This window comes from Streptococcus sp. W151 (assembly GCF_053010205.1).
Window position 1 is genome coordinate 44665 of the sequence record NZ_JBRKNT010000006.1, and the last position, 12294, is coordinate 56958.

At 42.7% G+C, this 12294-nt stretch carries 11 protein-coding genes; all 11 read left to right on the forward strand.

The features are described from left to right. Positions 1-50: 50 nt before the first annotated feature. The 11 genes from ACVC7Q_RS08625 to ACVC7Q_RS08675 all read left to right on the forward strand — a co-directional run bounded on the left by ACVC7Q_RS08625 (position 51) and on the right by ACVC7Q_RS08675 (position 12292). Positions 51-1334 carry an accessory Sec system glycosyltransferase GtfB gene (locus tag ACVC7Q_RS08625; RefSeq protein ID WP_447265556.1) on the forward strand — a complete coding sequence of 428 codons (1284 nt, stop codon included), beginning with the start codon at positions 51-53 and terminating at the stop codon, positions 1332-1334. After that, positions 1331-2824, forward strand: coding sequence for a glycosyltransferase (locus ACVC7Q_RS08630; RefSeq protein WP_447265557.1), 1494 nt, complete (start codon positions 1331-1333; stop codon positions 2822-2824). Before ACVC7Q_RS08625 ends, ACVC7Q_RS08630 begins: the two co-directional genes overlap by 4 nt. Before the next feature lie 119 nt (positions 2825-2943). Next, on the forward strand, positions 2944-3246 hold the full coding sequence (gene gatC, locus ACVC7Q_RS08635) for an Asp-tRNA(Asn)/Glu-tRNA(Gln) amidotransferase subunit GatC (RefSeq protein WP_070575453.1): 303 nt from the start codon (positions 2944-2946) through the stop codon (positions 3244-3246). Then, positions 3246-4712 (forward strand): Asp-tRNA(Asn)/Glu-tRNA(Gln) amidotransferase subunit GatA, encoded by a 1467-nt coding sequence (gatA, locus tag ACVC7Q_RS08640; protein WP_447265558.1) that lies wholly within the window; start codon positions 3246-3248, stop codon positions 4710-4712. The genes gatC and gatA overlap by 1 nt, the downstream gene beginning before the upstream one ends. Beyond that, positions 4712-6154 carry an Asp-tRNA(Asn)/Glu-tRNA(Gln) amidotransferase subunit GatB gene (gene gatB, locus ACVC7Q_RS08645; RefSeq protein WP_447265559.1) on the forward strand — a complete coding sequence of 481 codons (1443 nt, stop codon included), beginning with the start codon at positions 4712-4714 and terminating at the stop codon, positions 6152-6154. Before gatA ends, gatB begins: the two co-directional genes overlap by 1 nt. A gap of 99 nt (positions 6155-6253) precedes the next feature. Continuing rightward, positions 6254-6637 (forward strand): hypothetical protein, encoded by a 384-nt coding sequence (locus ACVC7Q_RS08650; RefSeq protein ID WP_447265560.1) that lies wholly within the window; start codon positions 6254-6256, stop codon positions 6635-6637. 136 nt (positions 6638-6773) lie between these two features. After that, positions 6774-7817, forward strand: a complete 1044-nt coding sequence (locus tag ACVC7Q_RS08655; RefSeq protein WP_021153756.1) for a 2,3-butanediol dehydrogenase — start codon at positions 6774-6776, stop codon at positions 7815-7817. Positions 7818-7911: 94 nt separating this feature from the next. Beyond that, entirely contained in the window at positions 7912-8823 is a 912-nt protein-coding gene (locus ACVC7Q_RS08660) for a DMT family transporter (RefSeq protein WP_447265561.1), read from the forward strand. 143 nt (positions 8824-8966) lie between these two features. Beyond that, positions 8967-10055 (forward strand): DUF4352 domain-containing protein, encoded by a 1089-nt coding sequence (locus tag ACVC7Q_RS08665; protein WP_447265562.1) that lies wholly within the window; start codon positions 8967-8969, stop codon positions 10053-10055. Positions 10056-10198: 143 nt separating this feature from the next. Continuing rightward, the gene (locus ACVC7Q_RS08670) at positions 10199-11338 is read left to right on the forward strand and encodes an amidohydrolase (protein ID WP_447265563.1); all 1140 of its coding nucleotides are present in this window, start codon (positions 10199-10201) and stop codon (positions 11336-11338) included. A 126-nt stretch (positions 11339-11464) separates the two neighbouring features. Further along, on the forward strand, positions 11465-12292 hold the full coding sequence (locus tag ACVC7Q_RS08675) for an amino acid ABC transporter substrate-binding protein (protein WP_447265564.1): 828 nt from the start codon (positions 11465-11467) through the stop codon (positions 12290-12292). The last annotated feature ends 2 nt before the right edge of the window (positions 12293-12294 follow it).

Below are 12294 nucleotides of genomic sequence, written 5' to 3' on the forward strand. Positions count from 1 at the left end.
CTCTCATAATAAACCATGGACTAAGAACTTATTGATGAGAAAGGATCAGCATGTTCATTATTGCATCAGAGCAGACCAGAGAGCTGGATCGTTTGCGAAAATTGTTGGACAAACTTGGCCAGCCCTACCGTGTGTTTGTGACCAATCTGGAAACAGATATAGCTGAACAGACAGAGAGTCTGGCGACCTTTTTTACCCAAAAAGACCCGGCATCAAAAGTTGGGAACCCTTTATTTTTCAATGATTTAGAGGTTCCAGAATTATGGGAATGTTGGACGCTTGGGATCACAACCTATCTTTTTGATGGAGAGGAGCGTCGTGCCAATGTGGTTTTGCGAGAGGATATCTTGTCACGAACGGTTGAAAGAGTGGAGTGGTTTGGTCAGGGAGAGGAGATCGTATCCATTGATGTTTACAACCGCTATGGCTGGAGAAGCAAGCAAAGTCTCCTTACTGATGCTGGTCAACCTTATTTAGACATTTATTTGAACCGTCAGCAAGAAGAAGTCCTGCTTCATTATATTTCGCAAGGGACCTTTTTGCATCAACCCCCTAAAGGACGGGATCATCTGTATGCCAATAAAGAAGAGCTTCAAAAAGCTGTTCTGAAACAAGTCTTGCCGGAAGATGAAGCCATCCTTTTGATGGATCAGAGCTTGCTAGCTTTTGTGAAAGAGATACCAAAGGAGCGACTAGCCTACTGTGCTCGTGAAGCTCATGATCTAGATGAGATCAAAGAGCATGTTGGCCAGATTTTGTTGGTAGAAGATGGCATTTTGAGTGAGAAAAAAGACGGAATCACGGCTCTGTCGGGGCTAGTAGATGTGGACCAGGAGAAGTTTAAGCCAGAAGCCCTGGTCATGACAGCTTCTCAAGAGGTTGAAGGCTTATCTAGCCTGGTCCATCAATTCCCACAAGTGACCTTTCATATTGCAGCCTTAACGGCCATGGGTCTGAAATTAACAGATTTAGCGGCTCGACCAAATGTACGCCTCTATCCAGGGATTTCGCTGGGGAATTATGAGAGTTTATTAGCTAGATGTTCTATTTGTCTGGATTGCAACCAAGGTGAAGAAGTGATGAACAGTAGTATACGTGCTCTTGAAAATGGGCTAGTCTTGTTTGGTTTAAAGAGCACGGTGCACCAGGAAGCCTATAAAGAATTGAGCACGATTACCGATACAGTCGAAGAAATGAAACAGCAACTAGAAATATTGCTCCAGCATCCAGAGGCCTTCAAAGAAATGTTAAGAGAGCAAGTGCGGATCTTGGAACTGCCAGAAAAAGATGCTCTGAAAGAGATCTTTAAGCGATTAGAGGGAGGAACAGCATGACCATTTATACCTTTAATCTATTAGTGGGATTTGAACCCAATGGGGTCGATGTTGCACAAGCCTCTCGGGCAAAAATGCTCCGGAGTCTAGGAGTGGCAGCTAGGTTCATCTTTACCACTTGGCCCACTCCAGAAAAATTGGCCTATTACCTCTCTTTGGGGCATAGGGATGAGGAGTTGCTTTTTGCTCATTTAGGCTTTACAGATCAACAGACTACAGTCCCTCAAAAGACGGTGGGGGCCTTGCAAATGGAGTTTCAACTGACTCGTCTAGATGTGGTTGAAAAAACAGAAGAAGCTATTCGCTATCAATTTGCGGATAGAAACGCACTGACCTTTCATCTGGACCCCTATCATCCAGACTGTGTCCGCTATGTGGATTATCTTTTATCTGGAAATATGATCAAGCGAGAGTATTATGGAGCTTGTAAACTTGCTACAGAGTATTTTCAGTATGGTAGTGTTCTCAGACGGACCTATCACAATCAAGATGGAAGTATCGCCTTTGAAGAATTGAAGTTAGGTGGAAGCTGGCTCTATAAACTGGGGCCTGAGATTTTGACCAACCATACAGAAGTGATGAGGCGTTTTCTGTCGAAACTTTCGCTCAAAGAAGGGGATCTGATTCTGCTTGACCGGGCTTCGCGCATGGATTTTGCCCGCCCTTTGTTGGAGAAAGATAATCCTTCCAAGCTCGCCATGGTGTTTCATTCGGAGCATGAATTTGAAAATGGCCATCTCAACTATGAGTACTATTATGTGTTCAAGTATGCCAAACGCTTCGATTACTTCATCACGGCGACGGAACTTCAAAAAGAAGTCTTGGAGCAGACACTTGCCAAACAAGGATGCCAAGGAATTCCGATCTATAGTATTCCAGTAGGGCATCTAGAAGAATTGACGGAATCACAAGGAGATAGGCCTCCCTTTAGTGTGATTACAGCTTCCCGTTTGGATCCAAGAAAACGCATCGATTTGGCCATTCGAGTAGTGGCTCAAGCACAGAAACGACTCCCAGCCCTTCAGCTTGATATTTATGGGAAAGGTGGAGAAGCGGACAACTTGCGACACCTGATTCAGGAGCTTGAAGCGCAAGACTCTATTCATCTACGTGGTCATGCGGATCTTAAGCAGATTTATCCCTGCTACCAAGCCTACCTTACCACTTCTCAGTGGGAGACCTTTGGATTGACCTTGCTGGAGGCGGCTGGAGCAGGGTTAGCCTTGCTCGGCTTTGATGCTCGTTATGGCAATCCAACTTTTATAAAAGAGGGTGAAAATGGCTTTTTGGTACCTTATAGCGAGACAGTGCCCGAAGAACAATTGTTCAAAGAGTTGGCAGACAAGCTGGTCCAGCTCTTTGAAAGTGACCTTGCACCATTTCATCAGGCTTCTTATGACTTGGCTTCTTGCTACCTCGCATCTCATGTCCAGGAACTCTGGAAAGAAACTCTAATAGAGATGGGACAATTAGGCGAAAAAGCAATATAAAATGAAGAATCTGTAGCGACAAAAAAGTCCTACAGATTTTTTCTAAGGCAAGCAAATTGAGCTAAATTATGGTAAAATAGAGGGTATTGAAAAATCATCAATTCACGAAAGGAAGCAAGATGAAAATTACGCAAGAAGAGGTAACCCACGTTGCCAATCTTTCAAAATTGAAATTCTCTCCAGAAGAGACAGCTGAGTTTGCGACAACCTTATCGAAGATTGTGGATATGGTGGAATTGTTGGAAGAGGTGGACACAACCGGTGTGGCTCCAACAACGACCATGGCGGATCGCAAGACTGTATTGCGTCCGGATATTGCTGAAAAAGGCACTGACCGCGACCGTTTGTTTAAAAATGTACCTGAAAAAGACAATTACTACATCAAGGTACCAGCTATCCTAGAAGATGGAGGAGATGCCTAATGTCATTCAACCATAAAACCATTGAAGAGTTGCACGACCTCCTTGTCTCTAAGGAAATTTCAGCAACAGAATTGACTCAAGCGACACTTGACGATATCAAGGCGCGTGAAGAAGCAGTCAATGCCTTTGTGACGGTGGCTGAAGAAGTGGCCCTTGCACAAGCCAAGGCCATTGATGAAAAAGGAATCGATGCAGATAATCTTCTATCAGGGATTCCATTGGCAGTGAAAGATAACATCTCTACTGACGGCATCTTGACGACTGCAGCATCAAAAATGCTCTATAACTATGAGCCTATCTTTGATGCGACAGCGGTTGCTAACGCCAAAGCTAAAGGTATGATTGTTGTCGGAAAAACCAACATGGACGAGTTTGCCATGGGTGGATCTGGTGAGACTTCTTACTATGGACCAACCAAGAATGCTTGGGACCACAGCAAGGTGCCTGGTGGATCTTCAAGTGGTTCGGCAGCTTCTGTCGCTTCAGGACAAGTCCGTTTGTCTCTTGGTTCAGATACAGGTGGTTCTATCCGCCAGCCTGCTGCCTTCAATGGGATTGTTGGACTCAAGCCAACCTATGGAACAGTTTCTCGTTTCGGTCTCATTGCCTTTGGTAGCTCACTCGACCAAATTGGACCGTTTGCTCCAACCGTTAAGGAAAATGCGCAATTGCTTAATGTGATTGCCAGTGCAGATGACAAGGATTCGACTTCTGCACCTGTTCGTGTAGCAGACTTTACTTCTAAGATTGGTCAAGACATCAAGGGTATGAAGATTGCCCTTCCGAAAGAATACCTTGGGGAAGGAATTGACCCAGAAGTCAAAGAAACGATCCTTAATGCGGCTAACCACTTTGAAAAATTGGGAGCAACTGTCGAAGAAGTCAGTCTGCCTCATTCTAAATATGGGGTTGCTGTCTACTACATCATCGCTTCCTCTGAAGCCTCTTCAAACTTGCAACGTTTTGATGGGATTCGTTATGGTTTCCGTGCGGAAGATGCCAAGAATTTGGATGATATCTACGTGAACTCTCGTAGCCAAGGTTTTGGTGATGAAGTCAAACGTCGAATCATGCTGGGAACCTTCAGTTTGTCATCTGGTTACTACGATGCTTACTACAAGAAAGCTGGTCAAGTCCGGACACTTATTATCCAAGACTTCGAAAAAGTCTTTGCGGATTACGATCTCATCCTTGGTCCTACAGCTCCAAGCGTGGCCTTTGATTTGGATTCGCTTAACCATGATCCGGTTGCCATGTACTTGGCGGACTTGTTGACCATTCCAGTTAACTTAGCAGGTCTTCCAGGGATTTCGATTCCTGCAGGTTTTGCGCAAGGACTTCCAGTTGGTTTGCAGTTGATTGGTCCTAAGTATTCGGAAGAAACCATCTACCAAGCCGCAGCAGCCTTTGAAGCAACAACGGATTACCATAAGCAACAACCCCTTATTTTCGGAGGTGACAATTAATGAACTTTGAAACAGTCATCGGACTTGAAGTCCACGTTGAATTGAATACAAACTCAAAAATTTTCTCACCAACCTCTGCCCACTTTGGGAACGAGCAAAATGCCAATACTAATGTGATTGACTGGTCTTTCCCAGGGGTGCTTCCTGTCTTGAACAAGGGTGTTGTGGACGCTGGTATCAAGGCTGCTTTGGCGTTGAATATGGACATCCATCAGCACATGCACTTTGACCGTAAGAACTATTTTTACCCTGATAATCCAAAGGCCTACCAGATTTCGCAATTTGACGAACCAATCGGTTACAACGGTTGGATTGAAGTGCAATTGGAAGATGGCTCAACTAAGAAAATCGGGATTGAACGGGCCCACTTGGAAGAAGATGCTGGTAAGAACACCCACGGAACAGACGGTTTCTCTTATGTAGACCTCAACCGTCAAGGGGTCCCATTGATCGAGATTGTATCTGAAGCAGATATGCGTTCTCCGGAAGAAGCCTATGCTTATTTGACAGCTTTGAAAGAAGTCATCCAATACACTGGCATTTCTGACGTCAAGATGGAAGAAGGATCAATGCGGGTGGATGCCAACATTTCCCTTCGCCCATACGGCCAAGAGGAATTTGGTACCAAGACGGAGTTGAAAAACTTGAACTCTTTCTCAAACGTCCGTAAAGGTCTTGAATACGAAGTGGAGCGTCAAACAAAAATTTTGCGTTCAGGTGGGATTATTCGTCAAGAAACACGCCGTTATGATGAGGCCAACAAGAGCACGATTCTTATGCGGGTAAAAGAAGGGGCAGCGGATTACCGTTACTTCCCAGAACCAGACCTTCCCTTGTTTGAAATCTCAGATGAGTGGATCGAGGAAATGCGTACGGAGTTGCCAGAGTTTCCAAAAGATCGCCGTGCTCGCTACGTGGCAGAGCTTGGCTTGTCTGACTATGATGCCAACCAATTGACAGCGACGAAAGTCACGTCTGACTTCTTTGAAGCAGCCGTAGCCCTTGGCGGAGATGCTAAACAAGTCTCTAACTGGCTCCAAGGGGAAGTGGCACAATTCTTGAATGCAGAAGGCAAGACCCTTGAAGATATCCAATTGACACCAGAAAACTTGGTGGAAATGATTGCCATCATCGAAGATGGAACCATTTCTTCTAAGATTGCCAAGAAAGTCTTCGTTCACTTGGCAAAAAACGGTGGCGGTGCGCGTGAATACGTCGAAAAAGCCGGATTGGTACAGATTTCAGATCCAGAAGTCTTGATTCCAATCATCCACCAAGTCTTTGCAGACAATGAAGCAGCCGTAGCCGACTTCAAGTCAGGTAAACGGAATGCTGACAAGGCCTTCACAGGCTTCCTTATGAAAGCAACCAAAGGCCAAGCCAACCCACAAGTAGCCCTCAAGTTACTTGCTCAAGAATTGGCGAAGTTGAAAGAAGAGTAATAGAGAAAAAACCAGCTGAGAGGTTGGTTTTTACTATCTATAAAATTGTGTTAGAATAGGAAAGACGATTACATGTCAACAGGTATTAGGAGGAATTACATGAATAAATTTTTAAGAGTTTTATTTATCCTAGTCATTATCGCTATGTCTGGAGCGATTATCTTCCAACTATTCTTTCCATCCTATATGGGAAGTCATTCGGGATACGGTATTTCTGTCGGTTGGCAGCGGGAGATTGGGATTTGGAATGTGGCAGTTCTTGTGATTCTCATTGCTGTCAATCTGAAATATGATTGGTTTTATCTTCGTACGGTTTTATTGGCCTTGATTATCGGTGGGCTTGGGATTGGGACCAATCATCTCTTCAATTATTTTCACTATCATCTGCCAGTCAATGGGATTGGTGCGCTTGAAAATTATCTCCTTGTCCTTGGTTGGATTGTGGGCTGGAGAATAGAGAATTCACGAATCAAGAAGAAGTAAGAAGGAGCAGTCGAAGGGCGGCTCTTTTTTATCTTCAGTTTCTTCTTGACAAAGTTTGTGAAAAGGCTTACAATAGATTTGTTGAGTTTCCTGAAAAGGAAAATGCAAATCATGGAAATATAAAGGAGATCATCATATGGCTACTATGAAAGCAGCTCGCTGGCATGCAGCAAAAGACGTTCGTATCGAAGAAGTGGAAGTACCTGAAGTACAACCACATCAAGTAAAAGTGGCAGTTAAGTTCACAGGGATCTGTGGGACGGACTTGCATGAATATTTGGATGGACCGATCTTCATCCCAACTGAAGAACATGTGTATTCTGGTCAAAAAGCACCGGTTACTTTGGGACATGAATTCTCTGGTGAAATTGTAGAAGTCGGAAGTGATGTGACTCGTGTCAAAGTTGGGGATCGTGTCACTATCGAACCAATTCTTGCAGAGCACAATTTGATTGGTGATTATAACCTTGATCCAAACTTGAACTTTGTCGGCCTTGCTGCAGATGGTGGTTTTGCCAAATATTGTGTCCTTGACGGTGATCTTGTCCATGTGATTCCAGATAGCTTGAGCTATGAACAAGCTGCGCTTACAGAACCTGCAGCTGTGGCTGTTTATGCCGTTCGTCAATCTGCATTGAAAACTGGGGATACAGCCGTTATCTTTGGCTTGGGTCCAATCGGTCTTTTGATTGTTGAAGCCCTTCGTGCAGCAGGAGCATCAAAAATCTATGCGGTTGAATTATCTCCTGAACGCCAAGCGAAAGCGGAAGAATTGGGAGCAATCGTTGTTCGCCCAGAAGAAGGAGAAACAATCGTCGAAGCCATCCATCGTTTAACAGGTGGTGGAGCAGATGTTTCTTATGAAGTTACTGGAGTTCCAGTTGTTTTAGGTCAAGCCCTTGCAGCGGTTCATAAAGCTGGGGAATGTATGGTCGTATCTATCTGGGAACGTGAAGCTAGCATCAATCCAAATGAATTCGCTATCCAAGAAAAATCTCTCAAAGGAATTATTGCCTACCGTCATATCTTCCCTAAAGTGTTGGAATTGATGGAACAAGGCTACTTCTCTGCTGAAAAATTGGTTACCAAGAAAATTAAATTGGAAAATATCGTTGAAGAAGGATTTGTTGAATTAACACAAGATAAATCTCAAATCAAGATCTTGGTTCAACCTGAATAAGCGAATAAATTTATATGAAATATATGAGGCTGAAACGTTTCGTTTCGGCCTTTTATGATACAATAAAAGTAAGGAACAGATTTGGGAGGGGACTATGTCAAAGACGATGAAAGGAACACTCATGACCTTGATTGCTGGGATCGCTTGGGGACTATCAGGAGTTAGCGGGCAATATTTAATGGTTCATGGATTTTCGGCTATTGAGTTAACAAATCTCCGTTTGCTTTTTTCTGGAATTGTCCTTATTCTTCTTTCCTACGTTGCAGATAAGGAGAAGTTTTTGGCCTTTGTCAAAGATAAATCTTCCTACCTCCCCCTCCTTGTTTTTGCCTTTTTAGGATTGTTATTGACTCAGCTGACCTATTTAGAGGCGATTGCTGAAACCAATGCTGGGACTGCTACGGTGTTACAGTATCTCTGTCCGGTTGGAATTTTAGCCTATACCTGTGTCAAGGATAGGGTAGCCCCTACACTGGCAGAAGTGGTTTCGATGCTTCTAGCGATTGGTGGCACATTTTTAATAGCAACACACGGTCAAGTTAACCATCTGGCTATCAATCCGAAAGGTTTGGTTTGGGGAGTGGTGTCAGCCTTTGCCTATTCCCTCTATATCATTCTACCTCTGAACTTGATTCAAAAATGGGGAAGCATGCTGGTGATTGGAGTTGGGATGACTATTCCAGGAATCCTAATGCTCCCTTTTAGTGGTCTTCTCTCTTCTTCTGGAAACTACAGACTCGATACCTGGATGGCCCTTTTTGGCTTGGTGGTGATTGGGACGATTTTTGCCTATACAGCCTTTCTGAAAGGAACCTCTTTGGTAGGAGCCGTTAAAGGAAGCTTGCTGGCGTCCTTTGAGCCTGTTTCGGCAGTTTTCTTTGCCTTTGTCATTATGAAGGAGCATTTTTTTATGGTTGATGTGATTGGGATGGTCATGATCCTCCTTGCAGTTCTCTTGATTTCCCTCAAGGATTTCATGATTCAAAAAGAAAAAGGCATCTTGTAAAATCAAGACCTATCATATTTTAGTTAAAAGGTTGAGACGAAGGTCTTGGCCTTTTTATGATAGGGAAGAGTTATCACTATATAGCGTATACATAGATAGAAAAAGATGTTAAAATAGAACAAAACTTTTTTAAGGAGATAAGGATGAAAAAGATTTTTAAATGGACCCTATTTGCTGTGGCGACATTGAGTCTAGTAGCTTGTGGCACCACTGCTCAAAAGACAAATTCGCAGCAATCAAAGACGGAAAAAGCGGCGAAAAATTCAGCATCTGACGGTCAAGTAGAGCTGAGCCTAAAAGGAGGGCAATACATCAAACCGCCTGTCCTCAATGACTCAGAAGACGGCACTTATTTGGCCCTTCAATTAGAATTTAAGAATGTTGCTAAAGAATCTATTAACGTGTCAGATTCAGATATCACCATTTACGATGCGGAGAACAACAAGGTCAAATTGCAGTCAGGAATTTATGACCAAACGGAAGCCTTCCAATTGCTCAAGAGTGATCAGTTGGCCCAGGATAAAAAATTAACCGGCTATATTGTCTTCCCAGTCGAAAAAGGCAAAAAATACGAAGTGCAGTATGAACGAAAAACCTATAGCTCTGATAAAAAAGCGAAGCCTCTAAAATTTGTGGTGGATTCTTCTCAGTATGAGGACAAGGTGGAAGCTTCTACCCTTCTAGCTGATGAATACATCAATCAAGTTTACTTCAGTGGTCAACGAAAGGTCAAAAAGGATGATGATTTTGTTTTGGGAACTGATTTGAAAAAGGAAGCCAGTGATTTCCGTGCGAAATTTGCAGCTGATTTTACTCGTAAACTACACGATTACCAATTCCCAGAAGAAGAAGTGACCCAGTTTATCGATGCTTATGAAAAGGAAAATGCAAAGCGCGCTAAATTAACCTATAAGGTTAAACAATATCTCCCGGACAAGGTGGTCATTAGTCTAAATCCTGAGACTGTCAGCATGGAAAAGACGATTTTAAACCACATGCAGACCTTCTATCAAGAACATCGTAAAGATTATTCGAGTATCATTGAGGCCAATCAGGCTCAAAACAAAGCCTATAGAGAGGAAATGATGGCTTCTCTAGCAGATCGTCCCTTGACGACGCCGGATCGGTACGACTACCAGTTGACCTTTGTTAAGAAAGATGGCAAATGGGAAGTAGAAAAAGCCTACAATAGTGAAAGCTTTATGGAAAAATTTGAAGGAAATCTTTCTTAAGATTAAAAGAGATACTCCTAGGATATGGATCTAGGAGTTTTTTGATATAGTTTTAAGCTATACCAAAACCCAAGAAACAGAAATTGGACGACTACTCTTATTAGTGATAGAATAGTTTTAAGTTTGAAAGGAGATGACGATTTGTGTCTTTTTCTTATGAAGAGTTAGCAGAGATTCGCCACTATATCCACCAACACCCTGAATTGTCTGGTCAAGAATACCAGACAACCGCCTTTCTAAGGGAACGTATGGAAGAGTTGGGGATTCGTATTTTAGATAGTGGGTTAAAAACTGGTCTGATTGCAGAAATTGGGTCCGGCCAACCAGTGGTGGCGCTACGTGCAGATATCGACGCCCTTCCGATTTTGGAACAAACGAATCTTCCCTACCAAAGTCAAAATCCGGGTGTCATGCATGCTTGTGGTCACGATTTTCATCAAACCAGTCTTCTAGGAGCAGCAGCTCTTCTCAAGGAAAAAGAAGACCAGCTAGAAGGAACAATACGCTTGATCTTTCAACCGGCTGAAGAAATATCAGAAGGTGCTTCTGACGTTTTAGCAACAGGACTGTTGGAGGATGTTCAAGGAATTATTGGTTTTCATAATATGCCTCAGCTAAAAGCAGGTCAACTTGCTTTGAATGCTGGAGCTATGATGGCAGGGGTAGAGAAATTTAAGGTCACTGTAACAGGGGTTAGTAGCCATGCTGCGAGACCAGACTTGGGAGTTGATACGGTAACAGCCGTTACAACCATGGTTCAGAATGTACAATTATTAATTTCACGGACCGTTTCTCCTTTTGAAACAGCTGTTTTATCGATTACGCATCTAGATGTGGGTTCAACCTGGAATGTACTCCCAAAATCAGGCTATTTTGAAGGAACGATTCGCTCCTTTAATCCGAGTGTGCAAAGAGAGTTGAAGGAACATTTCATTTCGATCATTCGTCATATAGCAAAAAGCTTGGAAGTGGATGTAGCTTTTGAGTGGGGAGTGACCCCGCCTGTTACCTTTAATGATGAGGAATTGACCAAAGTCGTTTGGGAAGCTTCACAAGACTTGGCTGAGGTGCTTCCAGCAAATCCATCTACAGCTGGAGAAGACTTCGCCTTTTACCAAGAACGAATTCCTGGAGTCTTTGCCTTTATCGGTTCAAATGGAGATCCGGATGCGCCAGACCTCCATCATGATCACATGACCATCGATGATGCAGCTTTTCAGGTATCGGTTCCCTATTATGTTGAAAATGCGCAAGCCTTATTGCGGTATTTTAAAGAAAAATAAGTGTGATAAAGAAAAACTATCACCTCCATAAAAAATATATATTAGGCAAGTGAATGCTTTTTTGATAAAATAAAAAAATACTTTTAAAATGGCGTTTTATGTGCCTGAAACCAAAAAGGAGATCCTATGAATCTAAAAAAAATGATTAAGTATTCTGCTTTAGGATTAGTTGCAGTCTTTGCAACCAGTGCTTTAGTAGCATGCTCATCTGGTAAATCAGCCAGTGGGAAGAAAACCATTGAAGTGGGGACGGTTGGAACAACCAAACCCTTCTCTTATGAAGAAAAAGACGGCAAGCTAACTGGTTATGAAATCGAAGTATTGCGTGAAATCTTTAAAGGTTCAGACAAATACGAAGTGAACTTTAACAAGACAGAGTGGTCTTCAGTCTTTGCTGGATTAGATAGTGACCGTTTCCAAATCGGTGCCAACAACATCAGCTACTCAAAAGAGCGGGAAGAAAAATACCTCTATCCAAATCCATATGCTCGTAATCCACTAGTATTGGTCGTACCAAAAGATTCTTCTATTAAATCTTTGGATGACATTGGTGGCAAGAAAACAGAAGTTGTTCAAGGAACATCTACTGCTAAACAATTAGAAGATTACAATAAAAAACATTCAGATAATCCAACCGACTTGCAATACACAGATGGAACCATTCAAACCATCATGGCCAATCTAGCGGATGGTCGTACCGATTACAAGATCTTCGAACGGATTTCTGTAGATACCATCATTCGTGATCAAGGCTATGACAACTTGAAGGTTATCGAGCTTCCAAGCGACCAACAACCTTATGTTTATCCAATTATTGCAAAAGAGGATAAAGACCTTCAAAAATTTGTCAACAAACGCATCAAGGAACTCTATGACAATGGAACCCTTGAAAAATTGTCTAAAAAATACTTCGGTGGTTCTTACCTACCAGAAGCAAAAGATATTAAAGAATAATA

What these genes read in the sequence shown, in the direction of transcription:
- ACVC7Q_RS08625 (WP_447265556.1), top strand. Translation starts at nt 51, where the DNA reads ATGTTCATTATTGCATCAGAGCAGACCAGAGAGCTGGATCGTTTGCGA.
- ACVC7Q_RS08630 (WP_447265557.1), top strand. Translation starts at nt 1,331, where the DNA reads ATGACCATTTATACCTTTAATCTATTAGTGGGATTTGAACCCAATGGG.
- gatC (WP_070575453.1), top strand. Translation starts at nt 2,944, where the DNA reads ATGAAAATTACGCAAGAAGAGGTAACCCACGTTGCCAATCTTTCAAAA.
- gatA (WP_447265558.1), top strand. Translation starts at nt 3,246, where the DNA reads ATGTCATTCAACCATAAAACCATTGAAGAGTTGCACGACCTCCTTGTC.
- gatB (WP_447265559.1), top strand. Translation starts at nt 4,712, where the DNA reads ATGAACTTTGAAACAGTCATCGGACTTGAAGTCCACGTTGAATTGAAT.
- ACVC7Q_RS08650 (WP_447265560.1), top strand. Translation starts at nt 6,254, where the DNA reads ATGAATAAATTTTTAAGAGTTTTATTTATCCTAGTCATTATCGCTATG.
- ACVC7Q_RS08655 (WP_021153756.1), top strand. Translation starts at nt 6,774, where the DNA reads ATGGCTACTATGAAAGCAGCTCGCTGGCATGCAGCAAAAGACGTTCGT.
- ACVC7Q_RS08660 (WP_447265561.1), top strand. Translation starts at nt 7,912, where the DNA reads ATGTCAAAGACGATGAAAGGAACACTCATGACCTTGATTGCTGGGATC.
- ACVC7Q_RS08665 (WP_447265562.1), top strand. Translation starts at nt 8,967, where the DNA reads ATGAAAAAGATTTTTAAATGGACCCTATTTGCTGTGGCGACATTGAGT.
- ACVC7Q_RS08675 (WP_447265564.1), top strand. Translation starts at nt 11,465, where the DNA reads ATGAATCTAAAAAAAATGATTAAGTATTCTGCTTTAGGATTAGTTGCA.